We start from the raw sequence: 26,532 nt of genomic DNA on the forward strand, positions 1-26,532 counted from the left end.
TCGTTCGTCTTCCAAAACACCCGTCTGTTCAAGACTTCGCTCATCGAAAACCTACGTTACGGCAATCCTGATGCAACAACCGATCAGATCAACCGTGCCATCGACCTCTCACAAAGTCGCGAGATTATCGACCGGCTGCCACAGGGATTAGATACCGTTATCGGTGCCGAAGGTACTTATCTTTCGGGAGGTGAGCAGCAGCGAATTGTTCTTGCCCGTGCCATTCTGAAAGATGCTCCTATCATAGTGCTCGATGAAGCGACCGCCTTTGCCGACCCCGAAAACGAACAGCTTATCCGTAAGGCACTGGCACATCTCACCCAAGGAAAAACCGTGCTGATGATAGCCCATAGACTTACCACTGTTCAGGATGCCGACAGCATCGTAGTTGTGGACAACGGCAAGATAGTCGAACAGGGAACGCACGAGGAACTATTGAGTGAGGAAAAGTATTACCACCGTATGTGGAATGAATATCAACAATCCGTTTCGTGGAAACTATCATCTATTAAAAGTCATAAAGTCATAAAGTCATGATAAAATATTTTCAAAACCGTTTCGCTCTTACGGAAAAAGGAGCAAAAGACTTGCGGCAAGGCATCATCTTTTCGACACTGCTCAACCTTGTGCTAATGCTGCCACCCACTTATTTGTTTTTCTTCCTGATGGAGTATCTCGATAATATGCCAAGGAATGCCCCTCATACGTTGTGGTTTTATCTCCTCGTGGCAGCAGGACTAATGGTTGTGATGCTCATGGTGATGCGTCGGCAATACGACAGCACCTATACCACCGTATATAATGAGAGTGCGCAACGCCGTATCTCTTTAGCCGAGAAACTGCGCCGTTTACCTCTCGCCTTCTTTGGTGAGCGCAATCTCTCCGACCTCACTGCCACTATTATGGAAGACTGCACACTATTGGAAACAACGTTCTCGCACGCCATTCCCCAACTGTTTGCTTCTGTGGTGAGCATTGTCATTATCGCAGCGGGAATGTTCTGTTACGACTGGCGATTAGCTATCGCACTGTTTTGGGTAGTACCTTTTGCCTTGGTAGTGCTATTGATTTCACGAAATCGAATGGACAAGGCTTTTACACATGTCTACCACATCAAACGAGGAGTGAGCGAACAGATACAGGAAGGACTGGAGTGTGTGCAGGAAATCAAATCGTACAATGGCGAGGACGAATACAATCAGCGGTTCGACCAGCGATTAAAAATATTGGAAAAAGGACTTGTTGCTGGTGAACTCTTGACAGGTGCGTTTGTCAACATCTCCGCTGTACTGCTTAAACTGGGCATGCCTACCGTCATCGTTGTAGGTGCATGGATGCTTCAGCGTGGCGACGTGTCGGTGTTCGTCTATCTGGCGTTCCTCCTTGTCTCGGCAATGGTCTATAATCCTATTCTTGAAGTATGCAATCACCTTGCTATTCTTACTTTTCTCGATGTACGCATCAAGCGAATGAAAGAGATGGAGGCAATGCCCATACAGACGGGCGACACAGAGGTGGAAGTTTCGAACTATGACATTGAGTTCCACAACGTCAGCTTTTCCTACGAAACAGACAAGCAGGTGCTCAACAATGTTTCATTCACTGCCCGACAGGGCGAGATAACCGCACTCGTTGGATCATCTGGAGGAGGAAAAAGCACCGCAGCAAAGCTCGCTGCACGTTTTTGGGACATCAATAGTGGGAAGATAACACTGGGCGGACACGACATCTCTGACATAGAACCAGAGACGTTGCTCAAAAATTACGCCGTAGTATTTCAAGACGTGATGCTCTTCAATGCCTCTGTTGCCGACAACATACGCATAGGAAAGCGCGACGCCACCGATGAGGAAGTAAGGCATGTGGCACGATTGGCACAGTGCGATGACTTCATCAGTCGTATGCCACAAGGCTACGACACGGTGATTGGCGAAAATGGGGAAACCCTTTCGGGTGGGGAGCGGCAGCGTATCTCCATAGCCCGTGCGCTCTTAAAAGATGCTCCTGTCATCCTCTTGGACGAAGCAACCGCCAGCCTTGATGCCGAGAACGAGACAAAGATTCAGGCTGGTATCTCCGAACTGGTGCGCAACAAGACTGTCATCATCATTGCACACCGCATGCGCACCGTATTGGGTGCCGACCACATCATAGTACTCTCGGGCGGAATAGTCGTGGAACAGGGCGCACCCGATGAACTAATGGCACACAATGGGACTTTTGCACAAATGGTAAGACTGCAACAAGATACTCCTTCGGCAAATATCTCATCAAAAATAAAAATAGAAACAAAATAAAAAGAAAGCAATCATGAAAATCGAAAAAATCAACAACCTTTTCAGGCAGCTGGCGAACTGGATTTTGCGCCATCGGCTTGTTGTGGGTGCGCTGTTTGCGGTGGTCATCGCCTTTTCGCTCGTTGGAGCCAAGCGCATCGTGGTAAGAACTTCGTTCGATGACTATTTCCTAAGCGACGACCCTATACTGCTCAAGACCAACGAGTTCAAGTCTATCTTTGGTAACGACTACTATGTGGCAGTATTGGTAAAGAACAAGGACATCTTCTCAAAACGCAGTCTCACACTCATTCGTGAGCTGAGCAACGAACTGAAAGATAGTTTGTCGTACGCCGACAAGGTAACATCGCTCACCGACCTTGAGTTTGCCTCTGGTACGGAGGAAGGTATGACCATTGAGCAGATTGTACCCGAGCAAATTCCATCGGATGCCGCTGGACTGAAAGAAATCAAGCGCAAGGCTTACAGCAAACCCTATCTGGCGAAGAAAATGGTATCGACCGATGGAACAATGACATGGATCATGGTAAAGCTGCGCCCCTTCCCTGCCGATAGTGTGTGGAAGAAGACAAGCGACATGGCTCCCGACATGATTACTGGCAGGGAAGCAGGACATATCATAGGCAAGGAGAAATATGCAGAACTGTCGCCCGCTGCTGCAGGAATGCCTTATCTGAGCTATGAAAAGGTGGTCTATCTCAAGGGCGAAATGGGACGATTGTTCCTCTTCGCATTTATCATCTCTATTGTAGTGATGCTCATTGTAACTCGTTCGCTACGTGGAGTAATAGCACCTTTGCTCACCTCTATCTTAGGACTGCTCATCAGCTTTGGCATCATCGGCTGGACAGGCATCTACATCGACATGACTACCATGATGATAGCCGTCATTCTCACCTTTGCTTGCTCCATAGCCTACAACATCCACCTGTACAACTTCTTCAAGACGCGCTTCGTAGAGACAGGTAGGCGCAGGCAATCCATCATCGACGCAATGGGCGAGACCGGTTGGGGCGTATCGCTCTCGGCACTCACCACCGTGGCTGCCATGATGACATTCCTTTCCATGAACATCGTACCCATGCAGGCAATTGGTCTCAATACATCAATCAGTCTGCTCGCCGTATTGATTACCTGCCTTTTCATCACTCCCCTTCTGTTGTCGTTTGGCAAAGATAGAAAACCAGCCGCCAACATGTCGAAGAGCTTTGAGGGTTATATTGGCAATCGGTTTGAGCAATTCGGGAGCTTTGTGATACGCCATCATCGGGGCATTGTCGCTTTGTCGGTGGTGCTGACAATTATCTGTGGCATCGGACTCTTCTTCATCGAGCCAGCATTCGACATTGAGAAGACGATGGGGAGAAAAGTGCCTTACGTCAACAAATTCCTCAACCTTTGTGAAACGGAACTCGGTTCCATGTATGCCTACGATTTGATGATTACGCTGCCACACGACAACGATGCCAAGAAACCAGGAAATCTACAGAAGCTCGACCAATTGTCAAAAATTGCAGGCGGCTACAAGCTAACCAAACGCCACAACTCCATCACTGACATCGTGAAAGACATGAATTGCACACTCAACGGAAACAAGCAGCAATTTTACACCATTCCCGACAATGCCGATATGGTGGCACAGTTGCTGTTGCTCTATGAAAATGCAGGCGGCACGGAGTCGGAATACTGGATGGACTACAACTACAAACGGCTAAGGCTACAAATAGAACTGAACAATTACAACTCCAACGAGGCGGAAAAGGAAATGAACGACCTTCAGGCGGAGGCACGCCGTCTCTTCCCCGAAGCACACGTCTCGGTGGTGGGGAATCTTCCGCAATTCACCGTCATGCAGCAGTATGTGGAGCGAGGACAGATGTGGTCGATGATGTTGTCGGTATTGGTGATCGGCGTTATTCTCGTACTGATATTCGCCAATTGGAAAGTGGGACTCGTAGGTATGATACCCAACATTGCCCCTGCCATTATCGTAGGTGGAATGATGGGCTGGCTGGGCTACCCACTCGACATCATGACCGCCTCGCTCATTCCTATGGTCTTGGGTATCGCTGTCGATGATACCATTCACTTCATCAACCACAGTCATGTGGCATACGAAAGATGCGGCAACTACGAAACAGCCATCAACCGCACCTTCCGCACCGAAGGACTTGCCATTGTGATGTCCACGGTTGTCATCTCAGCTACATTCATGGGCTTCGTCTTCTCCGATGCCACACAGATGAGCAACTGGGGCATATTGGCAGTAGCAGGCATGGTATCGGCTTTGCTGACTGACCTCTTCCTCACTCCTATCCTCATAGACTATCTCCACATCTTCAAGCAAGAAAAAGTAAACATCAACAACACTCAAAATAACAATTAAACCGTAAAAATATGAAAACAAGAAATTTTACATTGCTGCTCATCGCCCTGTTGGCAATTGGCAGCGCACAGGCAGCAGGACTGTCTGGTAGGGATATTATGCAAAAAGTAAAGAACCGACCTGATGGCGACACACGCTACGCTAACGTAGAGATGACGCTCATTCAGCGAAGTGGACACAAACGCATCAGAAAACTCGAATCGTGGGCAATGGACGTAGGCAAGGACACAAAGAAAATTATGTTCTTCACTTATCCCGGAGATGTAAAGGGAACAGGATTTCTCACCTGGGACTACGACAATCCACGCAAGGTGGACAACAAGTGGCTCTATCTGCCTGCCATGAAAAAGACGAGGCGCATCAGCGGCAAGTCGTCGAAGACCGACTACTTTATGGGCAGCGACTTCACCTACAACGACATGAACACGCGTAGCGTGGACGAGGAAACGCACAAACTGCTTCGCGAGGAGGTCGTGGGAGGAAAGAAATGCTGGGTGGTGCAGTCCACGCCCAAGGACAGGGACGAGATATATGCCTACCGCATCACGTGGATAAGGCAGGACTGCCTGATGGTTGTCAAGTCCGATTTTTACGACAAGCTGAAGAAGCTGCACCGCCGGCTCACCATCTCCAACATCAACAAGGTGCAGGGTTTCTGGACGATGCACCTCATGCAGATGGAGAACGTACAGACGGGACATAAGACCATCATCCGCATGAACAACCAGCGGTTCAACGTGAAGGTGCAGCCCAATCTCTTCACCGTTTCCAAATTGGAGAAAGGACTCTGATATGAACCTACTCCGATTATGTATGCTCCTGCTTGTGCCGATGCTCTCGGCACAGGCATCAGCCCAAATCGACACGCTGCAAACAGAGAGCGACACCATTGTTTGTGAAGATACCATTATCAGTTTGGAAAACACTGTTGCTGGTTCGGAAGAAGTTTTGGAAGAAACATTCGAAACTACCGACGACAACGCTTTGCAGGTGCAGGTGAAAGGTTTCCTCGATACCTATCACGCTGTAAGGACAGAGGGAAAAGCCGACTGGATGGCATCGAGGACTCGGGCGCGAGGAGAACTGAAACTTGAAAAAGGAGCGGCTTCGCTCTTTGTGTCGCTGAACGCTATCTACAACGGAATACTCAAAGAACGCACGGGACTGGAGCTGCGCGAGGCTTATCTTGCCTATGCAAAGGGTAATCTTGATCTGCGTGTGGGACGACAGATTGTGGTATGGGGGGTGGCAGATGCGCTGCGACTTACTGACTGCGTGTCGCCGTTCGACTACACCGAATTTCTTGCACAGGACTATGACGATATTCGTATGCCTGTCAATGCCCTACGTGCTAAGTACACAATGGGAGCGGTTACGCTCGAGGCGGTGTGCAATCCTGTAGCCGATTTCTTCATACTGCCCACAGATGAGCGCAATCCATGGGCAATACGCCTTTCGTCCTCACCATTGCCCTATACGATAGACTTGGAAAGTGGAAAGCCAGAGAAACGACTGAAGAATATGGAGTTTGGTGGACGCATAACCGTAAACCTAAGCGGAGTGGATTTCTCTGTGAGTGCCTTGCGGACGTGGAACAAACAGCCTGCCTTTTGTCCTGAACTGTCGGCTAATGGGAAATCGCTTCGCATAGTCGGGAAGTACCATCGCATGACTATGCTCGGTGCCGATTGCTCACTGCCCATAGGTAAGTTCGTTGTCCGTGCCGAAATAGCCGACTATATAGGCGAGGCGCAGAGTGTAGGCTTGGGACAGAATGCCGTGCAGCGCAACTCCCTCAACGCCCTTGCAGGACTTGATTGGTATCCGGGCAACGATTGGAATGTAAGTCTTCAATACTGCCACAAATACACTTCGGGCAATCTTGACGGACTTTCTGCCTACCGCAATGCTGGACTTGCCACCGCACGGCTCGCCAAAGAACTGCTGCGCAACACGCTGAAACTCTCCACCTTTGCCTACATTGATGTAACAAACGGCGGCATCTTCAATCGTTTCTCGGCTTCCTATTCTCTTAACGACCAAATCGAACTCACCGCTGGCTACGATTATTTCCATGCCGATAAAGGTATGTTCCAAATGTATGCGAAGAACTCGGAGGCGTGGGTAAAAATGAAATATAGTTTTTAAAAGTTACGCGAGTTCTGGATAAGAAAAGTTCTTAAAAAGTTGGTAATCTCGCTTATTATTTGTACTTTTATGATTGAAAGTCAATAAGTTACAAATAAAAACCAAGCGATGATTACCAAAGATAAAGTTACTGAAATATTCTATATTACCGACGAGATTAACGTGTGTGGAGCGTATTTATAAAAGTCTTATATGGAAAAGTGTTCGCTGACAGAGGATAATCAAGGCAACTGGAACTTTTCTAAAGATTTCTTATCCCGAACTCGCATAGGGAATTGACCATAAATTGTTTATTTCTTTTAAAAAATTGCAAAACACGCAGAAATATATTATAAAAAAATTGCAAAATACAAAAGAAACCTTATCTTTGCCATCAAATTAAATACAGACAGAGATTGGAATCAGCTTTTTTACATAGCCGCTTACACCATTGCTCCAAACATTCTTTGGTGCAGGATGTGCTGCAAAGAAAAAACAACTTTCTTTCTTTTAACACAAATTATTTGGTAGTTCCAAATAATTTTGTACTCTCTCTCTCTCTCTCTCTCTCTCTCTCTCTCTCTCTCTTATATATATAATAATAGGTAGATATATCTTCTCTTATACCTCTTTCTGTGCATTATGCTTTAGTGCGCAGCGAGGCTTTGTGTCTGCCTGTGTAAGCCCTATCTTTTCTTCCCTTTATAAATTATTGTATATCTAAAAATTAAATTTATTGTATCGTTATGAGTAAAACAGAAACAAGTGCCGCAGGTAAAAAGGCGGCTTACATTAGTCCTAATGTCGTTTGCATTGCAGTAGAGTATTCGCTTTGTGCAGGAAGTCCTTCGGATGGTGGGCATAAGGATGCTGAACCCGATCCTGATCCTTTGGAACCTGAAGATGATGAACAGTGGTAAGCAGGCAACTCTTAAATACTTTATTTGTAATAACCATTTTTAATGAATTAATTTTATAAAAATTGATACAGATGAAAACAAAATCATTTATCTCATTTGCGGTTTGCGTGGCTGTATCTGTGCTGATGTGTAGCTGTTCTAACGAAGAGAGTGCTGATAGTAATAGTAATGGACAGCTTACCGCCTTTACAGGAGGTATCGTTACAGAGGCTCCTATGGAGCGTATGCAGCTTAGTTCTCCTGAAATTTCAACAGAAGTCCCTGGCTTTCTCACCCGCACCTCTATGAATCGTAACGGCATCGGTGGTCAAGGAGCCTTCCTTTGGGAACCTAAAGACGTGATCTATGTAGAGGACGATAATGGTAAATTATATAAGAGTCAGAATACTATCAATGATGCTGTAGCTCGCGCTACATTCTTTGTAGATGGTTCTTACACCACTAAGGGACAATACGATGTGTACTATTGTGGTACAAACTCTGGTGCCAGTGAAAAGAAAGTTGTTATCGCCAGCGATCAGACACAAGTAGCCTTTAACAACACCAAGCATTTTGGTGCCGCTGGCGATTGCGGTGTAGCAAAGGCAACGAAGACTACCGTTTCAGGCAAGAGCGGTTATCGTTTCGACTTGGAGCACAAGGCGTCTTATCTTTGCTTCCTTCCCTATATGGCTCCTCAGTGGGATCGCGCAAACTTAAAGCTCAAAAGCATAGAGATAACCTCTGATAACAATATTGCTGGTACTTATGACCTTACCCAAGCAGGTCTTTCCGGTACGGGTAATTCAAAGACAATTACGCTGAATGTAGGTCGTGATGGTCTTAAGCTTGCTGATCAAGCAACAGCAACGAAAAGTATTAAAAACTCACTTTACGTAGTTATAGCTCCAGGCACCCATGCCTTGAAAGTAAAATATACAGTTTTAGACGCAAAGAATACGGTTATGACAATAACCAAAAGTTATAAATCACATAACTTTGGTGCCAATAAAATTTGTGATATTCCCGTTAATCTTGGTGTTAGACATTACAGCGGTCACAATTATTATATGTGGGATGCTCGTGAGAACTATTGGTTCGGTCATGAGTGGGACGCTGCTGATCCTTGGCAGCCAACAACGGAAGGTGCAGATAACGACGGTTATCCCAGGTCCAAGACTGCCGATGCTTCTCGTTGGTATCACGAAGGTGAAGGTCCTTTCGAGGCTTCCGTCAATCCTCTCTTCAAGAAACTTCCCAATGCCAACGAAATGGGTTGGTACGTATTGAGGGGCGATGCCCATTGGGATGATAGTACTTGTTGGGAGGTTTTCGGCGAGCTTCACACTGGTGGTCTATGGCTGAAGAAGCTCAGCGTTATCGCTCAGGAAAACGGCAGGGAGCTTGCTGCCTTAAAGCAGGCAGATCCAAACGGAAAAAATTTGCTTACTTCTTCCGACTACTACAGCATTTCTCCCGAGAACGGCAAGCCCGCTGATAGCGAGATTGGAAAATACTTCTTCCTCCCTGCGTTGGGCTATTACGACAGTGGTGAGCTTAACGACCTTGGTTTCGGCGGTTACTACTGGTCGTCCAGTGCTACTCCCGGCAAAAGTAGTTGCGCGTTCTACCTGAACTTCTACAGTGGTGGCGTGAGGCTGTTCAGTTACAGCTACCGCTACTACGGGTTTGTGACGCAGCCCTTCGAGTAGTCTTCCCGATCGTTTTATTTTGGGCGGGCTCTTTAAAAGGCCCGCTCATAAAAACCGCCTTTGGCGGTCGATTTCGACACAAGTAACAAAAAGAGACCTAAAATGGGTCTCTTTTTGTCACTTATTCCGAACTCGCGTATAATTTCATCATGAACTTGTGTTCTGCTCTTACAGCCTGTTGTTTCTTTGACAATAAGCCGGAAGGCCTGCCGGTACACATAGAGAAATCAAGGCAATTGGAACTTTTCTAAAGATTTTCTTATCCCGAACTCGCGTAAAAGTTATTAGAACATTATATTTCATTCTTTTATAAGATGACAAAGAGAAGGAGAATCTTTTATCCTTTTAATTTCTTCATCAATGAGAACGATAATATTCTGTTTAACACGCTTATAGTTGGCTTCGATGATCTCTTTGAGGTTGTCAAAACCATCTTCGTTTGTGAAGTTTGCTATTACAGGAATTGATTGATAGGCTTTCATCTCTGCAGAGACTTTTGCACTGTCCACGACTACCTCCGCATGGAAAATTTTCTGCTCAATACGTTCATCAAAGTTATCGGACACTGCACCCACGAACATTCCTTGCGTGAGATTGCTGATTTTTGATGCAGGGATAAGGCTATCCATTTGTGTGGAGATAGAGGTGGACTTATCGTTGCGGTTGATGGTCATGGATTGCCGTTGTTGAAGTACCTTGCCGAAACGTTCTGAAAGCGTTTTAGCAGTTTCGCCTACCACTTGCCCACTGAACACGTTGCCCACAGTGTTTTGTATTACCTTGCTTTCCTTGTCGCCATAATCTCTTGTTAATTGACTAAAGTCTTGAAAGCCCAAGCACACCGCCACCTTGTTGCTTCGGGCTGTAGCAATGAGATTATCCAAGCCACGGAAATAGATGGTCGGCAACTCGTCAATAATCACGGAGGATTTAAGTTGTTTCTTCTTATTGATGAGTTTCACGATACGGCTGTTATACAATCCTAGTGCCGCCGAATAGATATTTTGTCGGTCGGGGTTGTTCCCCACAACAAGCACTTTCGGCTCATTGGGATTGTTGATGTCGAGCGAGAAGTCATCCCCCGTCATCACCCAATAAAGGGCTGGTGAAATCATTCGTGAAAGCGGTATTTTGGCACTGGCAATCTGTCCTTGCAACTGGTCTTGCGCTCCACCTTCCCAAGCGTCCATAAAGGGAGAAAGGTAGTTGGCAAGCTCGTCGTAGGAAGTGAGTATAGGGAAAATCTGTGCGTATGGGCGGTTAAGGAACTCGATAGCGTGGGGAAAGGTGCAATACTTACCATTCTCATATATCTTCAGAAACCAGATGATGGCAGCAAGCAAGATAATCGGCGACTCCACAAAGAAATCTCCCTGCTTCTGAATCCACGAACGGTTGAGGTTGAGCATGATGGTGTAGGCACTCTCATAAGCGTCTGATATATCCGTCATAAAGGCTGGATTGATAGGATTGCAGCGATGCGACTTTCTCGGATCATCGAAGTTGATGACATAGAACTGCGGCTTTATCTTGTAGGCATCCAAGTGATTAAGCAGGTGATTATAGGCTATCTCTGAAAGGTCGGGAAACTTGTAATCATAGATATACATGGCAAATCCTTTCTCTATCTGCTGCTTGATGTAGTTGTTCACAATGGCGTAGGATTTACCCGAACCCGGTGTGCCGAGTACCATTGAGGCACGGAAGGGATTGACTACGTTAATCCAACCTTTGTTCCACCTTTTTTTGTAGTAAAATCGTGTGGGGAGGTTTACCGAGTATTCGTTTTCCATCAATCGGGTTTCCTGCATAAAGCTCTCGTTCTCCGTGTTGAACACATCGTCCATCAGGTTGTTTTTGAGCAGTCGGCTCATCCATACACCACCCATCAGCAGGCAGATATAGCCAATGGAGAGCGTGAAGATATAGAGCGAAGCTGCTCCAATTTTTCCTATGGGCAATACCAACAGCCACCAGTTGAGAAAGAAAAAGACAAAACCGGAGAAAAGCACTGTCCAAATTTTTGGCCAAGTGATTTTCTCCTCTTTCACGCCCTTTGTCCCAAGACAGGACAAGGCAAGGAAAACCACACAAAAGAGTTTTGTCCAAAGGATGGATGAAAACAATCCCGTAGTTCGCTGAAAGTTCATCAGTATCTTGTTGATGATACCGAGCGTGAAATGCCACTGTTGAAATGCCTCGTAACAGAACCAATAACAGTTAATCAGAAGGAATATCACCGATATACCTCGCATAAAGTCCATGACTTTACCTAATGCCCTTAAATCATCTTCTTGTGCCATAATCGTATTGTTTTTGGGAAGCCTCCCCCAACCTCTCCTAAGGAGGGGAGATAGAAATGCTCGTTTGTTTAATGTTTTCTTCGTCTAAGATTTACCTTACTTTGTTTACGGAGCTTACGCTGCCATGCCGCCTCCTTCCAATCATCGTTGCCCGTAGATAGGAATGAACCATCTGCCATACTTTCGATAAGTTCATCGACAACGATGTCATAGTCCTCCGTGCCATGCTGTAATACCTGAACCTTGTTCGTCTGCTCTACACTGACAGTCGACTTACCATAAAGTTCCTCGTCCAAGAAAGGGTTATTTGTTGGATTAAAGAAATAGGCATTGAATACATTGGCGGAATATCCCTTGCCCAATCGTGAACCGTTGAATGCAGCACCCCGCTCGTCATCAATAAAGGTAATGCCGTAAATTCTTCCATTATCATTCTTTCGAATTACCACACGCAAGCCCTGTTCCTCCAATCTTTGCCGAAGTTCTTTCTCCATATTGGGAGAGGTACGCATTGTTTGTAACACCTTGTTCCTTATGGTTGGTATCAGTAGTTTGATGGTTTGTTTCGACTTTTGTATCCTGTTCTGTATGGCAGTATAGCCCACACCACGACCGATGTCCGATGCGTTGATGGGTGTGCTTACCTTGTCGCCCTTATCATCAGTAGGCACATAGACTAAGCCGTCATACTTCTTTCCCCGAAACTCCGTCTTTACTTCTTCTACGGCAAGGTTATATTTGCCCAAAATGGCGTTTAGTTCGCCCAATGAACAGAACTTATAATGTTTTAGCACCATGCGGAGGGTGCTTGCCACCTGCTCCTTGATGTTTCCTCTATCAATATCCACCTTGGGCGTTTCTGTTACGGCTTTCTCGCTAACCTTTGAACTTGGAATGAGACCAAACCTCTTTTCCAAGGCATCGGTAATCTTCTTGCTCCTTCGCTTCTCGAAGCGGTCGTTGATTTTCTTTCCTTCACTATCCACTCGAAGCGATACGATGTGTATATGCTCACGGGCAATGTCACAATGCTTGAACACGATGTAAGGTTGCTTGCCGTAGCCGAGTGCCTCCATATACTCTTTGGCAATCTGTGTAAGTGTTTCATCGGATAGTTTCTCGTCCGGGTGCGGATTGAGCGAGCAATGGAACACCGTTTTCTTCGTTCGGCATTTCTTTGGTATCAGAGCCTCCATATCGGCAAACACCTCTGCCATCGTATAAGTTCCCTCTTTGTTTTGATACAAGCCTTGGGCAAGAAGAATGCTTGCTTCCTCTTTCTCTACCTTTTTGAAGTTATAGCCGAGTGATCCTCCAAGGTTCTCCGTTGCAGAAATCTTGGCAATCATCTTTTGCGGTAGTCAATGGTTAAACGGATAGCCTGTTCTTGCAAAGCTATGATTTGAGCCGACAGTTTCTCCAACTTTTCAAGCAGAATCTGTGCGGTCTTGACCGAATGATAGCTGTTGATGGCACGCACGGTTTGGTTATACAGTACACCAATTTTATGGATTTGTGCCGTCAGTTCGGAGAGTTTACGGTAGTATTCCACGGCGGATTTATCCACCGTAATCACCTTGAAACTCTCCCCAAGAATGCGACCACGCACGAAATCCGACTTGGTTTCTGCGCCCGAACGTTGAAACAAATCAATCGCCCTTTGCTGATCTTTTGGGTTGGGAAGACGGGTGTCCCATCTGTCCCATCGTTCAATCTTGTCATTCATTATCTTTCCTTTTTGTAATTACGACTTTGGAGTAATTCTCTCCCCTTCGGGGCAAGGGTCTTTGTCGGCAGAAACGGAGTTTGTCGGACAAAGACACACCTTGCCAATATCAAGAGTTGATACGATTGAAGTATCCACCTGTAAGGGTGTCCGCTTCGGATAGTTTACCTCCATGTTTTCTATCTGCCTGCAAAGTTACAGTGGATTTTCAAATATCTCATTATCAACCATTTTCACTCTTTTCCCTTATTTATCCTTGTATTTCTATGGCATAGAAATATCTATCGAAAAAGCTTTTATTTTGCAGATAAATCGAACGGAATATCGTTCGATAGAACTATTAAAAGAGCGATATGACGAACTCTATTTCAATAGTTCAATATATCGTCAAATAGAACTATCGAGATGTCGACAAATCGACAAATCGAACGATCGATAATTCGATATTTCGACAGATAAAAGAATTAATAATTCGTTCTGACGATTAGTTTAACGAGCTAACATTCGAATTATAGTTCAAACGATTAAAATATCTATAGTATGGAACAGATACAAACATCGCCCATATTTCTGGGCTTTTCCTCTCAAAAGGGAGGTGTTGGCAAAAGCACTTTGGCGGAGATAGTCAGCAGCATTCTTTACTACGAAAGAGGCATTCGCCTTTTTTCAGTAGACTGTGACTTGTCTCAGGATTCTTTCTATAAACTCCGTGAAAGGGAAAAGGCTTGCATTGAAAGTGATCCACAGCTTTCTCAGCAGATGAGACAACATTTCTCTTCTTTGAAGCGTACAGCCTACCGCATACTCAAAGCTGCACCTAAGGAGGCAATAGCAACGGCAAGCGAGTATATCAGTAATCATCCATCAGAGAAATTCGATTTGGTCATCTTTGACTTTCCCGGTCATGCGGGTACCAGCGACCTTCTGCAACTCTCGCTGGATATGGACTATATCCTTTCTCCCTTAGAGCCAGACGTGCAGTCGATGGTTGCCTGCCTCACCTATATCAAGGCGGTAAACGATTTGGGCGTGTCCATGTCAAGTGCCCGTATCAAGGAAGTCATTCTTCTATGGAACAAGGTTGACCGCAGGGTTAAGAACACGCTCATTGAATACTACAGCAAGTATATCAAGAACGAAGATTATACGCTGCTTAACCAAAACATCTATGCCACCCACCGTTTCAGCCATGAATTGGAGCAATACGGATTTCGTGGGGTATTCCGCTCCACTTATCTTCCTCCTAATAAAGCCTTACGGACAGGAACGGGTATTGATGAGCTGATAGAAGAATTACTTACCCATATTCAAATTAAATAAGACAGCATTATGGCAAACATACAGGAACAACGGCAAAAACTGGAAGCCAAGCTCAAGGAGATGGCCGAAGAAGGGGTGATGAAGACTCCTCCCAAGGAAACGCTGGCTTTTGACCCACCTGATGAGGAAGAAGATATGAAAACAGAGGTCAGTGCCAACCAAAAGGAAAAACTGCATCTGGTAAAGGAGGTTGTGTCTACCTCGGAAAATAAGCAGGATAAGACTTTGTATAAAAGCCACGAGAAAGGAAATGAAAAATGTGTGGGAACATCCCAGATTTCCTTAGACGACTACCGCACACGCTATTTACAGTCAGTCCGCCTCCGAGAGCGGACCAATTTTACCATGAGTGCTGAAACACTCCAAGTGCTAAAAAACGTCTTGCAGGACTTGGGCGAACGGGTATCAATGGCATCCTACATTGACAACATCCTGCGTGAACACCTCAAAGAGCACAAGGAACTGCTCAATAATGCCACAGCAAAACATCGACGAAAGGTAGCAATAGATTTTTGAACAAAGAACCAACGATATATAAAAATCACCATCATGCAAACGATACTATTCAACATACTTCTGTTTCTGATAGCGGTATGGGTGTTCATTGGAATACTCTTCCTCTGGCAACAATTCCGCATGGCGTGCTGCAAATTGGAGAAAGCATGTGAAAAGAAAAATGAACAGGAACAAAAACAGAGAGTGCCTTCTGTTACCCAAGACCAAATTGAGCAGGCACAGCAAATGCTTGTCGGCAAAAGTAAATCATACGGGGAACGCTATGCCGAAATCACAAAAGAGATTACGGAAAACTCTCAAAAATTCCCCGAAGTTCCCGCTGTTTCCTCCTCTGAAAATCCAGATGAAAAACCTAATACTTTTGCAGAGAAGAACTCACCTGTACCCGAAGAAACAAAAGAAGCGGAAGGTACAGAAGAGGACAATGAAATGCAGGTTGACTACACAATGGACGAAACTGACGAAGACGCAATTGTCCGTGAGGAACTGCAAATCGCTGATGCGGAGATGCCCGAAGTCTCACCTTCCGCCATTCTTACAAGAGATTTATATCGTGTAAACGGCTGGCATAGGAATGACGATGAACTTGATAAGGTAGATGAAGACAAGGTGCAGGACACGTTGCAAAGCATACGGGGCACACAGCTCATGGACTATATCAAGGAGGCAACGCTCAAGCAAGAGAAAGACCATCAAAAGCTGCTTGCTGCCATTCGCAAGGCGGAAGAACTGGACTTAGAGGAAAGTAATATAAACTCTTCTTCTGACTTTGAAACGGACTCAAACGTAGAGAGCAGCAACAGCGATGTTTCGGAAGAAGCCGAACTTCCACTGTCATATTATCTGTAAACTAATGTTCTTACTCATATTATAAAATTGTAAAGTGTTGCGGGGGTGGCTCAAAAGTAAAACAATCAACCAATATCTGTCATACGATAAAACCGAGCTACCCCTTGCCACTTTCACCCTAAAAAGAAAATAATTTGTTTAACAACTTAAAATAAAAACAGCAATGAACAACAAAAAGAAAATCACAATGCTGCTCCTGATGGCTGCCGCCACCGTAGGAGCTTATGCGCAGGGCAATGGAATGGCGGGTATCAATGAAGCCACCAAGATGGTGACCAGTTATTTTGACCCCGGTACCAAATTGATTTATGCCATCGGAGCCGTGGTGGGCTTGATTGGAGGAATCAAGGTCTATAACAAGTTCAGTTCGGGCGACCCCGATACGAGCAAGACCGCAGCCTCTTGGTTCGGTGCGTGTATCTTCCTCATCGTGGCTGCCACCATCCTACGTTCTTTCTTCTTGTAACAATGGCTGAGTGGGAAATCAACAAAGGTGTAGGTCGGACGGTAGAGTTCAAGGGTTTGAAGGCACAGTATCTTTTCCTCTTTGCGGGAGGGCTGCTGGCTGTCTTCTTTCTCGTGGTCATTCTCTATCTCTGTGGAGTGAGCCAGATAGCCTGTCTGGTCATAGGCATAGTGGGTGCCACCCTTGTGGTGTGGCAAACGTTTGCCATGAACCGAAAGTATGGGCAATACGGACTCATGAAAAAGGGAGCCGTGAGAATGCACCCACGCTACCTTTTGAACCGCCGGACGGTCTATCACCTTATCCGTAACCTTCAACCCAAAAGAAAGAAGCAATGAGAAACAACAGTAAGATAACTACCTTGGAGTCGAAGTTCCCGCTGCTCTCCGTTGAGCAGGGGTGTATGGTGAGCAAGGACGCAGATATTACGGTCGCCTTCCGTTTGGAACTACCCGAACTCTTTACCGTCACCTCTGCCGAATACGAGGCAATGCACTCTGCCTGGCATAAGGCAATCAAGGTACTACCCAATTACAGCATCGTACACAAGCAGGACTGGTTCATCAAGGAGGACTATCAAGGAAAGCTCTCCGATGGCGGACTGAGTTTCCTTGCCCGTTCCTCTGAACGGCATTTTAACGAGCGTCCGTATCTATACCACTCGGTCTATCTCTTCCTAACCAAGACGAACAAGCATCGTATGGCACAGCAGAGCAATTTTTCTTCGCTTTGTCGTGGACATCTGCTGCCCAAGGAAATTACCAACAAAGATGAGGTGATGAAGTTCATGGAAGCCGTAGACCAGTTCGAGCGTATCATCAACGATACCGAGCAGATAAGGATTGTCCGCATGACTGAAGATGAGTTAGTTGGCACAAATGAAAAGGGCGGCCTGCTTGACAGGTATTTCTCTCTTTCAGAAGAGGGACATGCCTCATTGGAGGACATCCGTCTGGGCGCAGACCTTGTGCGCGTGGGCGACAATATGCTCTGCTTACATACATTAAGCGATACAGATGATTTGCCCACAAATGTGAGCACGGACAGTCGATATGAACGGCTTTCCACTGATCGCTCCGATTGCAGGTTGTCCTTCGCCGCTCCCGTGGGGTTGATGCTGCCGTGCAACCATATCTATAACCAGTATCTCTTCATCGAGGACAGCGATGCCAACTTGGAACGCTTCGAGAAGCAGGCAAGAAACATGCACTCGCTGGCACGCTACAGCCGTAGCAACCAAATCAACGAGGAATGGATACAGGAGTATCTCAATATTGCCCACTCACAGGGACTGACCTCCATTCGTGCCCACTTCAATGTGCTGGCATGGAGTAGTGATAAGGAAGAACTTCGCCAGATCAAGAATGACGTGGGCTCTGCACTTGCTCTTATGGAATGCCACCCTCGCCACAACACCATTGATGCGGCAACACTCTACTGGGCGGGCATTCCAGGCAATGCCGCCGATTTTCCTGCGGAAGAGTCGTTCTATACATTTATAGAGCCTGCGCTCTGCTTTTTTACCTCTGAGACGAACTACAAGGATTCGCTCTCTCCCTTCGGTATCAAGATGGCAGACCGCCTTTCAGGAAAGCCCGTCCACTTAGACATATCGGATTTACCGATGAAAAAAGGAGTCATTACCAACCGTAACAAGTTCATCTTGGGTCCTTCGGGTAGTGGCAAGTCTTTCTTTACCAACCACATGGTACGCCAGTATTACGAACAGGGAGCGCATGTCCTCTTAGTTGATACGGGAAACTCATATCAGGGCTTGTGTGAACTTATCCACCGCAAGACCAAGGGTGAGGACGGTGTGTATTTTACCTATACCAATGAAAATCCGATATCCTTCAACCCTTTTTATACGGATGATTACTTCTTCGATGTAGAGAAAAGGGAGAGTATCTGCACATTATTACTTACACTTTGGAAAAGTGCTGATGAACATATCACCAAGACCGAAGCAGGCGAACTCGGTTCTGCCGTCAATGCCTATATCGAACTTATCAGGACGGATCATACCATCGTTCCCTGCTTCAATACCTTCTATGAGTATCTGAGGGACGTGTACCGCAAGGATATGGAAAAGCGTGACATCAAGGTAACGCTCTCGGACTTCAACATTAACAACCTCTTAACTACATTGAAGCAATACTATCGTGGCGGTCGTTATGATTTCCTGCTGAACTCGGACAAGAATATTGACCTGCTCTCCAAACGCTTCATCGTCTTTGAAATCGACCAAGTGAAGGACAACAAGGACCTCTTTCCTGTGGTAACGATTATCATCATGGAAGCCTTCATCAATAAGATGCGCCGATTAAAGGGTATCCGCAAGATGATACTCATTGAGGAAGCGTGGAAAGCCATTGCTTCAGCAAACATGGCGGACTACATAAAATATTTGTATAAGACCGTCAGAAAGTATTTCGGGGAAGCCATTGTCGTGACTCAGGAGGTGGACGATATCATCCAGTCGCCCATTGTCAAGGAGAGCATCATCAACAACTCCGACTGCAAGATACTGCTTGACCAGCGTAAGTACATGACCAAGTTCGATGGCATACAGGCGATGCTCGGTCTGTCGGAAAAGGAAAAGAGCCAGATACTCTCCATCAATCAAAACAATGACCCGAACCGACTCTACAAGGAAGTGTGGATAGGGCTGGGCGGTATGCAGAGTGCCGTCTATGCCACAGAAGTGAGCATGGAGGAATATCTCACCTACACCACCGAGGAAACCGAGAAGGTGGAGGTGATGAACAGGGCGGAACAGCTTGGTGGCGATATAGAGACCGCTATCCGACAACTTGCCAACGAGAAAAGAAACAATAAAAAGAAATAAGTAATAAACCATCAAAACTATAGCAACAATGAAAAAGTACATTTTCATGGCTCTCTTAGGATTGAGCCTTTCAGTTCCCAAAGCTCACGCACAGTGGACGGTCTATGATCCCGGTAACTTTGCTGGCAACATTGCCAATACGGTCAAGGAGATTGCCACCGCCTCGAAGACAGTAAAGAATACCCTTGACGGATTCAAGGAGGTGGAGAAACTCTACAACGACACCAAGAAGTATTACGATGCCCTCAAGAAGGTGAATAACTTGATTGGTGATGCCTATAAGGTCAAGGAGTGTATTCTTATGGTGGGCGACATCTCGGAGATTTATGTTACCTCGTATAAGAAGATGCTCTCGGACAAGAACTTCCGCCCGACAGAACTCGCCGCAATGGCTTCGGGCTACACCAAGCTTCTCGAGCAGAGCGGTGAGAGCCTGAAAGAACTCAAGTCCATCGTCAAGAGTAATGTCTTCTCCATGAACGACCACGAGCGCATGCAGCAGATAGACCGTATCTATACCACACTACGTGAATACCGCTCTTTGGTGTCGTATTATACAAGGAAGAACATCTCCGTGAGTTACGTCCGTGCAAGGGAGAAGAACAACCTTGCCTCTGTTAAGGCTCTCTATGGTAATACGGCAAGCAGGTATTGGTAAATCCACAGACAAAAAAGAACTTGAAAGAACTTTCATAAAAAACTTTTGCTTATGGATTTTGCCAGTTTACATGAGCTGCTACGCTCAACCTATGACGAGATGATGCCGCTCTGTGCCCAGATGACAGGCATTGCCAAAGGCATTGCGGGCTTGGGAGCACTCTTTTATATTGCTCTTCGGGTATGGGCTTCCATTGCCCGTGCCGAGGCGATAGATGTTTTTCCACTTCTCCGCCCTTTTGTCTTAGGCTTTTGTATAATGTTCTTCCCGACAGTCGTACTGGGTACGATGAATGCAGTACTATCACCCGTAGTTCGGGGAACGGAAAGCATGGTGCACCAACAGGAGACCAACTTGGCGGAGCTGACTGCAAGGAGGGATAAGCTGCAGGAGGAAGCCTACCTCAGGAATCCCGAGACGGCTTATTTGGTTTCCAACGAGAAGTTCGACCAGAAGATAGAGGAAATGGGCATCATCGGTCCGGAGGATGCCGTGACGATAGCGGGTATGTATGCCGAGCGTGCTGCCTATCAGACCAAGCAATGGGTCATGAAATTGGTACACGATTTTTTAGAATTGCTGTTCCATGCTTCGGGACTCATCATCGACACGCTTCGCACCTTTATTCTGATTGTCCTTTCGATACTTGGACCTATCGTGTTCGGCATAGCCGTATGGGATGGTCTTGCAGGCTCACTTACGGCATGGTTCTCACGCTATATATCGGTCTACCTGTGGCTGCCTGTCAGCTCTATTCTTACGGCACTGCTTACCAAGATACAGGTGTTGATGATGCAGAAAGACATCGATGCGCTCAGCGATCCGAACTATCTGCCTGATTCGGGAACGTGGTATTACATCGTCTTCTTCCTTATCGGTATTGTAGGCTACTTCTGTGTACCTACCGTGGCAGGGTGGATTATTGAAGCTGGTGGCGGTATCGGCTCCTACGGACGCAATGTCAACCAGACTGCACAGCGTGGCGCTCAAGGTGCATATACCGGCGGCAAGGCTGCCATGGCAGGCGCAGGTGCCGCTGTGGGAAATGTCGGTGGACGTATCAAGGGAGCCTTGCTCAAAGGGAAATAGAAATGGATCAACAATACTTAATTAATCAACAGCTATAAAAGGAAAAAGAAATGGAATTCAAATCACTCAACAATATCGAGACCTCATTCAGACAGATACGGCTCTATGCCTTTGTCTTTGCTATCGTCTGCGTGGCGGTAAGCGGTTATACCGTCTATGCCTCATACAGCTTCGCCAAGGAGCAGCGGGAGAAAATCTATGTGCTTGACCAAGGTAAGTCGCTCATGCTTGCCCTCAGTCAGGATGCAAGTAGAAACCGTCCCGTGGAGGCAAGGGAACACGTCCGCCGTTTCCACGAGCTCTTCTTCACCATTGCGCCCGACAAGGACGCCATCGAGGAGAATATGCAACGAGCCTTCCTGCTGTGCGACAAGTCAGCTTTCAACTATTACAAGGACTTGGCGGAGAAAGGCTACTACAACCGTGCCATATCGGGTAATGTCAATCAGCGCATAGAGGTAGACTCTATCCGCTGCAACTTTAATTCTTACCCTTATGCGGTAACGACCTATGCACGGGAGTTTATCGTCCGTCAGAGTAATGTTACAGAGCGCAGTCTTGTTACGACCTGCACGCTGCAAAACTCTGTCCGCTCGGATAATAACCCGCAGGGCTTCCTGATGGAGAACTTCCTCGTCAAGGAGAACAGGGACATACAGACCTATAAACGATAAGGCTATGGCAAGGAAAAGAAACTTTTTACTCTCGCGTCACTATCTGCGCTTTCACCTGTGGCTTCGCCATTGGTGTGAAAGGCTCACGATAAGGCAGCGCAAGGCTATCGTCTATGGGCTGAGTTTTATCTATCTCATCTGTTCCCTTTGGATGATAGCGCAGTTTTTCCTTCCTCCAAAGAAGGAAAAAATACCCATTCCCACGGGAAAGCTGACGGACAGTCCGATACGGACGGACAGCACTTTACATGAGTTACACGGCAATTTTTATCTACAACATCATCAAACAATCAAAGAAAATGGATAATAAACAGAAAGAACAAATGAAAAAGGGCTTGGTCTTTGGAGGACTGGGACTGCTGTTTGCCCTCTCAATGTGGTTTATCTTCGCACCGTCGGGCAAAGATAAGACAGCAGCGGAGCAGGGACTCAATGACAGCATTCCGCAGGCAACGACAGAAAAGCTCACCGAAAACAAGCTCAAAGCCTACGAATTAGGCGACAAGGCACACGAGGAAGAACAGAGCCGCGAGGAGATGGGCAAGCTGTCGGACTATTTCGCACAGAACACAGCCCCCTCAGAAGCGCAGCGTGAGGAGGCGGCTGCATCGACAGCGAAGATAGAAAGCTCCATGCACCGCTATGAGGAGAATAATCGCCTTTTGAACTCCTTTTACGCTCCCGATCCGCATGAAGAGGAGCGTGAGGCAATGAGACAGGAGATTGACAACCTCAAAAAGGAATTGGCTTCCAAAGACAGCAGGGAGGACAATGAAGAGAAACGACAGCTTGCTCTGATGGAAAAGAGCTATCAAATGGCAGCAAAGTATCTTCCCAAGGCTTCTGCCGTTCCACCATCTTTGGGTAATGACTTTACCGAGAGTAAGGGACAAACGGCTACGGACAAAGGGTTGCGCATGAGCAATAATGCAAACGAAGGTTCGGCCGACTTGCCTGCAATGAAAATCTTGGCGGAACGCAAACAAGTAGTGTCCTCACTGGGGCAGCCGATGAGCGACGCTGACTTCATCAAGGAGTATGGCACGAAAGTACGCAACATGGGCTTCCACTCGCTAACAAGTACGGCTGCACCCACGATGCGCAACACGCTCAAAGTGGTCGTGGACAGGACAACCACGCTCAAGGAGGGCGACAATGTAGTACTCCGCCTGCTTGAGACTGCCAAGGTGCAGGGACTGCGCATTCCACGTCAAAGCCGACTCATAGCCATTGCCAAGATTGAAGGCAACCGTATGCACCTGCTTATCAAAAGCATTGAGGTGGACGGCCATATCATAGCCGTCAAGCTCTCGGCATACGACACGGAGGGACAGGAGGGGGTGATATACCAGGTTCGGAGGACATCAATGCGCTTAAGGAAGTCGGGGCGAACATCGGTGGCTCGATGGGAACCTCCTTTACCTTCGCTTCCTCTGCCAAAGACCAGATTATCTCCGAGGCTGCTCGTGGGGTGATGCAGGGTGCAAGTCAGCTGCTTCAGAAGAAACTGCGCACCGTAAAGGTAACGCTCAAAGGGGGCTATCGCCTTTTCTTGGTGCAGACAAAATAAACAATCAAGAATAACAAGTAAAACAATAACATCAAATCAACAGCAACAATGAAGAAACTTATTTTATCAATGGCTTTGCTCGCAACGATGGGAGCGACAGCCACTGCACAAGACCTCAACAACGGCACATCGCTTATGCCTAACCGTCCTCTCTCTTCGGGCGAACTCTTTCAAGGGATGAGCCGTGCCATTCCTAATGGGCGTGTCGTCATGCCCTACGGCTTGGACGTTACCTTTGACAAGACCGTGCATCTTATCTTCCCTTCTGCTATTCGTTATGTAGACTTAGGTTCGCAGAACATCATCGCAGGGAAGGCTGAGGATGCAGAGAACGTACTACGTGTAAAGGCTTCAGTGAAGGATTTTGAAACGGAGACAAATATGAGTGTCATCTGTGAGGACGGCTCTTTCTATGCTTTCAACGTGAAGTATGCCGATGAGCCGGAGAAGTTAAGTATCGAGATGAAGGACTTTCTTTCTCCTGTGGACGGACGACTGCCAAGCAATCGCTCTGATATTTACTTTAAGGAACTCGGCAATGAGTCTCCCGTACTCGTCAAACTGATGATGCAGACTATCTATCAGAATGACAGACGCTGCATTAAGCATATCGGTGCACAGCAGTTCGGCATGAAGTTCCTGCTTCGTGGCTTATATGCCCATAACGGCTTGCTGTATTTCCACACTCGTATGGAAAATGGCACGAATATGCCGTACTCAGTGGATTTTATCACCTTTAAGGTGGTAGATAAGAAGATGGCAAAGCGCACCGCCATACAAGAACAAGTATTACAGCCGCTTCGTGCTTATCATCAGGTGATGCAGGTAAAGGGCAAGGATAGCGAGCATTCCGTGTTCGTATTGGAGCAGTTTGCCCTCTCGGAGGACAAGCAGCTTGAAGTAACGCTCTATGAGCGAAGCGGAGGGCGCACGCTGTCTTTCTATGTAGGACAGAAAGACCTGTTGCTCGCCAAGAAGATTGACAACCTCAAACTCAAATGGTAGGTGCTATGAATAAGAATTTCATTTTATCGGCTTGCATGGCGGTGGCAATGACTTTCAGTCTGCCATCGCACGCGCAGCGACTCATTCCTAAGCAGAAAGGGATAGAAGTCGTAGGGAGTGTTCCCCTTATCAAAGGCGAGAAGCTCTTAGCCAAGGATAACTTCGGCGTTGGCGTATCACTTACCCGCTACTTGAAACGAGAGAACTACTCCTTTGTAGGAGTTGAGTATGAACAGCAGAATATGTCGTACCGAGATTATAACGTAAAACTCAAGGATGCACTTTTGCAGGTGGGCTATATGCAGCCTGTTCTCTCCGACAGAGGTAAGAATGTATTGCTTTATGGTGGCATATCCGCCTTGGGTGGCTATGAGCAGCTGAACGAGGACAAGACACTATTGCCTGATGGGGCAACACTGCTCGACCGCTCCCGCTTTGTCTATGGTGGTGCCGTGCATGGTTCGGTGGAAGTGTTCCTTACGGACAGGCTTCTGTTTCTTGTCAAGGCACAAGGGCGGTTGCTCTTCGGCTCTGATGTACATCCTTTCCGTCCTGCACTCTCGGCAGGACTTAGGTTTAATCTTTAAGCAAGAAGAAAAATGAAAAAGAAGATATTAAGTTCGATATGGGTAATGGGCGTACTTGCCCTTGCCGTGTTTTGCCTATCTGCTTGTGATAGGGAATTGGATGTGGAGCAGTCTTATCCGTTCACTGTCGAGACGATGCCCGTTCAGAAGGACATCGTCAAGGGACAGACGGCAGAGATACGCTGCACGCTCAAGCGAGGAGGCGACTTTGCCGACACACGCTACACCATCCGATACTTCCAGCCCGACGGCAAGGGAACACTGAAAATGGACGATAGAATAGTGTTCAAGCCCAACGACCGCTATCCGCTCACAAAGGACGTTTTCCGTCTGTACTACACCTCGCTCTCCACCGACCGCCAGACGATTGACGTGTACGTGGAGGACAGTTTCGGTAAGATGCAGCAACTGACTTTCAGTTTCAACAACGAAAAGGCGGAGGAAAGGGGAAAGACCACCGCAGTAGTAAACAGAGCCTTGAACGATGCGAACAGCTAAACGCTTTGCTTTTTTCTGTATAATGTGCTTGCTCTGCCAGCCGCTCCTTGCCCAGCGCAGGGTACGGTTGGCAGACTTGCCTCCTTTTGAGCGCGCCGTGGTGGTCGTGAAATACTTCGAGGGGCTACACGGAAAAGGTTGCTATCCGTATGTAGGCTATGGGCATCAGCTGCAACCTGGAGAGCACTTCTCTTCCAATATGACGGAACGGCAAGCGGACTCGCTGCTTCGTGCCGATCTTTGGAAATGTTTTGAACACTTCAAAGGATATGGCAAGGATGCGCTGCTACTGACTTTGCTTGCCTACAATGTGGGCGTGGGGCGACTGCTCGGTTATGGCAAGCACCCCAAGAGTCGATTGCTGAAAAAGATAGAGGCTGGAGACAGGAACATCTATCACGAGTATGTCTCGTTCTGCCGATATAGGGGCAAGGTCTTAAAAGGATTGGTGAAACGAAGGCAAGTGGAGTTTGCCTTGTTCTTTAATAAGTAAACAAGTTCATGAGGGTGGAGTGCCATAGTCTTTTCGTTATAACTCCTCTGGAAGATGATAAACTTTTTCACTCTTTATGTGCAGAATACTCAAAGCATCTTTCATCCATTTATGTAGTCTTGGATTATTCTGTTGTGGTCTAATTGCCGTATATACTTCAATAGCATCTTTATGATTCGAAAGAAATATTCCAAAGCTTGCAATAATAGACTTCGTATCAGCCCCTGAATTTAATACAATTTTCTGTCCCTCTTTTTCGAGAACGAATATGGCAGTATTCCAATCTTCTTCGTTCTCGGAGTCGGTTAGTTTGTATCCTGCTTTTATGTAGTCCTCTTTTAAACTATGAATTCTTTTACTTTTACCAGAGCCTTTTACACCCTCAATAAGAAATACGTCTGTCATAACTGTCAAAAAATTATGTAAAACCATTTCTTTCCTAAGTGCAAAGACTATGCCAAAAGTAAACTCGTTTTATGGTTTATCATTGGGAAAGTTTTACATAGCGA

Annotated in this window: 25 protein-coding genes and 2 pseudogenes; 23 read left to right on the forward strand and 4 right to left on the reverse strand. The window is 46.6% G+C overall.

The features are described 5' to 3' along the window. The 8 genes and pseudogenes from DEM91_RS07080 to DEM91_RS07115 form a co-directional block, all read left to right on the forward strand. The coding region (locus DEM91_RS07080) for an ATP-binding cassette domain-containing protein (protein WP_249858428.1) at positions 1 to 537 on the forward strand (537 nt) is incomplete at its 5' end. Beyond that, positions 534 to 2,297: an ABC transporter ATP-binding protein gene (locus DEM91_RS07085; RefSeq protein WP_249858429.1), complete on the forward strand. Its 1,764-nt coding sequence runs from the start codon at positions 534 to 536 to the stop codon at positions 2,295 to 2,297. The genes DEM91_RS07080 and DEM91_RS07085, both read left to right, overlap by 4 nt. 13 nt (positions 2,298 to 2,310) lie before the next feature. Beyond that, positions 2,311 to 4,683: an efflux RND transporter permease subunit gene (locus tag DEM91_RS07090; RefSeq protein ID WP_249858430.1), complete on the forward strand. Its 2,373-nt coding sequence runs from the start codon at positions 2,311 to 2,313 to the stop codon at positions 4,681 to 4,683. An 11-nt stretch (positions 4,684 to 4,694) separates the two neighbouring features. Next, entirely contained in the window at positions 4,695 to 5,474 is a 780-nt protein-coding gene (locus DEM91_RS07095; protein WP_249858431.1) for an outer membrane lipoprotein-sorting protein, read from the forward strand. 1 nt (position 5,475) lies between these two features. Then, positions 5,476 to 6,831, forward strand: coding sequence for a DUF1302 family protein (locus tag DEM91_RS07100; protein ID WP_036864591.1), 1,356 nt, complete (start codon positions 5,476 to 5,478; stop codon positions 6,829 to 6,831). 725 nt (positions 6,832 to 7,556) lie between these two features. Beyond that, the gene (locus DEM91_RS07105; protein ID WP_249858432.1) at positions 7,557 to 7,730 is read left to right on the forward strand and encodes a hypothetical protein; all 174 of its coding nucleotides are present in this window, start codon (positions 7,557 to 7,559) and stop codon (positions 7,728 to 7,730) included. A 71-nt stretch (positions 7,731 to 7,801) separates the two neighbouring features. Then, positions 7,802 to 9,421, forward strand: coding sequence for a hypothetical protein (locus DEM91_RS07110; protein ID WP_249858433.1), 1,620 nt, complete (start codon positions 7,802 to 7,804; stop codon positions 9,419 to 9,421). A gap of 137 nt (positions 9,422 to 9,558) precedes the next feature. After that, positions 9,559 to 9,672, forward strand: a pseudogene (locus DEM91_RS07115) (IS982 family transposase); the annotation flags it as partial. A 48-nt stretch (positions 9,673 to 9,720) separates the two neighbouring features. On the opposite strand, the gene mobC reads toward DEM91_RS07115, so the two are convergent. The 3 genes from mobC to DEM91_RS07130 all read right to left on the reverse strand — a co-directional run bounded on the left by mobC (position 9,721) and on the right by DEM91_RS07130 (position 13,450). Further along, positions 9,721 to 11,724: a conjugal transfer protein MobC gene (gene mobC, locus DEM91_RS07120; protein ID WP_249858434.1), complete on the reverse strand. Its 2,004-nt coding sequence runs from the start codon at positions 11,722 to 11,724 to the stop codon at positions 9,721 to 9,723. A 68-nt stretch (positions 11,725 to 11,792) separates the two neighbouring features. Further along, a complete protein-coding gene (mobB, locus tag DEM91_RS07125) occupies positions 11,793 to 13,073 on the reverse strand; it encodes a conjugal transfer protein MobB (protein ID WP_025073186.1) in 1,281 nt (426 codons plus the stop codon). After that, positions 13,070 to 13,450 carry a hypothetical protein gene (locus DEM91_RS07130; protein WP_249858435.1) on the reverse strand — a complete coding sequence of 127 codons (381 nt, stop codon included), beginning with the start codon at positions 13,448 to 13,450 and terminating at the stop codon, positions 13,070 to 13,072. Before DEM91_RS07130 ends, mobB begins: the two co-directional genes overlap by 4 nt. A gap of 540 nt (positions 13,451 to 13,990) precedes the next feature. On the opposite strand from DEM91_RS07130, the gene DEM91_RS07135 reads away from it, so the two are divergent. The 15 genes and pseudogenes from DEM91_RS07135 (at position 13,991) to DEM91_RS07205 (ending at position 26,023) form a co-directional block, all read left to right on the forward strand. Then, positions 13,991 to 14,770 (forward strand): ParA family protein, encoded by a 780-nt coding sequence (locus DEM91_RS07135; RefSeq protein ID WP_249858436.1) that lies wholly within the window; start codon positions 13,991 to 13,993, stop codon positions 14,768 to 14,770. A gap of 9 nt (positions 14,771 to 14,779) precedes the next feature. Further along, positions 14,780 to 15,286, forward strand: coding sequence for a DUF3408 domain-containing protein (locus DEM91_RS07140; protein ID WP_036887490.1), 507 nt, complete (start codon positions 14,780 to 14,782; stop codon positions 15,284 to 15,286). A gap of 33 nt (positions 15,287 to 15,319) precedes the next feature. Continuing rightward, on the forward strand, positions 15,320 to 16,135 hold the full coding sequence (locus tag DEM91_RS07145) for a hypothetical protein (protein ID WP_249858437.1): 816 nt from the start codon (positions 15,320 to 15,322) through the stop codon (positions 16,133 to 16,135). Positions 16,136 to 16,298: 163 nt separating this feature from the next. Next, positions 16,299 to 16,601, forward strand: coding sequence for a DUF4134 domain-containing protein (locus tag DEM91_RS07150; RefSeq protein ID WP_004354999.1), 303 nt, complete (start codon positions 16,299 to 16,301; stop codon positions 16,599 to 16,601). A 2-nt stretch (positions 16,602 to 16,603) separates the two neighbouring features. Beyond that, the gene (locus tag DEM91_RS07155; protein WP_028901373.1) at positions 16,604 to 16,939 is read left to right on the forward strand and encodes a DUF4133 domain-containing protein; all 336 of its coding nucleotides are present in this window, start codon (positions 16,604 to 16,606) and stop codon (positions 16,937 to 16,939) included. Next, positions 16,936 to 19,449 (forward strand): TraG family conjugative transposon ATPase, encoded by a 2,514-nt coding sequence (locus DEM91_RS07160; protein WP_249858438.1) that lies wholly within the window; start codon positions 16,936 to 16,938, stop codon positions 19,447 to 19,449. The genes DEM91_RS07155 and DEM91_RS07160 overlap by 4 nt, the downstream gene beginning before the upstream one ends. 28 nt (positions 19,450 to 19,477) lie before the next feature. Beyond that, the gene (locus DEM91_RS07165; protein ID WP_249858439.1) at positions 19,478 to 20,107 is read left to right on the forward strand and encodes a DUF4141 domain-containing protein; all 630 of its coding nucleotides are present in this window, start codon (positions 19,478 to 19,480) and stop codon (positions 20,105 to 20,107) included. Between the two features lie 51 nt (positions 20,108 to 20,158). Then, positions 20,159 to 21,196: a conjugative transposon protein TraJ gene (gene traJ, locus DEM91_RS07170; protein WP_249858440.1), complete on the forward strand. Its 1,038-nt coding sequence runs from the start codon at positions 20,159 to 20,161 to the stop codon at positions 21,194 to 21,196. Between the two features lie 50 nt (positions 21,197 to 21,246). Next, the gene (gene traK / locus DEM91_RS07175; RefSeq protein WP_249858441.1) at positions 21,247 to 21,870 is read left to right on the forward strand and encodes a conjugative transposon protein TraK; all 624 of its coding nucleotides are present in this window, start codon (positions 21,247 to 21,249) and stop codon (positions 21,868 to 21,870) included. 4 nt (positions 21,871 to 21,874) lie between these two features. Beyond that, positions 21,875 to 22,177, forward strand: a complete 303-nt coding sequence (locus tag DEM91_RS07180; protein WP_249858442.1) for a hypothetical protein — start codon at positions 21,875 to 21,877, stop codon at positions 22,175 to 22,177. Between the two features lie 16 nt (positions 22,178 to 22,193). Beyond that, positions 22,194 to 23,440, forward strand: a pseudogene (traM, locus tag DEM91_RS07185) (conjugative transposon protein TraM). A 48-nt stretch (positions 23,441 to 23,488) separates the two neighbouring features. Then, positions 23,489 to 24,445 carry a conjugative transposon protein TraN gene (gene traN, locus DEM91_RS07190; protein WP_249858443.1) on the forward strand — a complete coding sequence of 319 codons (957 nt, stop codon included), beginning with the start codon at positions 23,489 to 23,491 and terminating at the stop codon, positions 24,443 to 24,445. Between the two features lie 5 nt (positions 24,446 to 24,450). Then, complete coding sequence (locus tag DEM91_RS07195) at positions 24,451 to 25,032, forward strand: conjugal transfer protein TraO (protein WP_249858444.1); 582 nt, start codon at positions 24,451 to 24,453, stop codon at positions 25,030 to 25,032. 12 nt (positions 25,033 to 25,044) lie between these two features. Beyond that, a complete protein-coding gene (locus tag DEM91_RS07200; protein ID WP_249858445.1) occupies positions 25,045 to 25,530 on the forward strand; it encodes a DUF3872 domain-containing protein in 486 nt (161 codons plus the stop codon). Then, on the forward strand, positions 25,517 to 26,023 hold the full coding sequence (locus DEM91_RS07205; protein ID WP_021668988.1) for a glycoside hydrolase family protein: 507 nt from the start codon (positions 25,517 to 25,519) through the stop codon (positions 26,021 to 26,023). The genes DEM91_RS07200 and DEM91_RS07205 overlap by 14 nt, the downstream gene beginning before the upstream one ends. A gap of 36 nt (positions 26,024 to 26,059) precedes the next feature. Here DEM91_RS07205 and DEM91_RS07210 read toward each other — a convergent pair whose 3' ends face one another. Beyond that, a complete protein-coding gene (locus DEM91_RS07210; protein ID WP_146014629.1) occupies positions 26,060 to 26,428 on the reverse strand; it encodes a hypothetical protein in 369 nt (122 codons plus the stop codon). Positions 26,429 to 26,532: the final 104 nt, after the last annotated feature.

The sequence above is a fragment of the Prevotella sp. TCVGH genome (genome assembly GCF_023522295.1).
Taxonomy (GTDB): Bacteria; Bacteroidota; Bacteroidia; order Bacteroidales; family Bacteroidaceae; genus Prevotella; species Prevotella timonensis.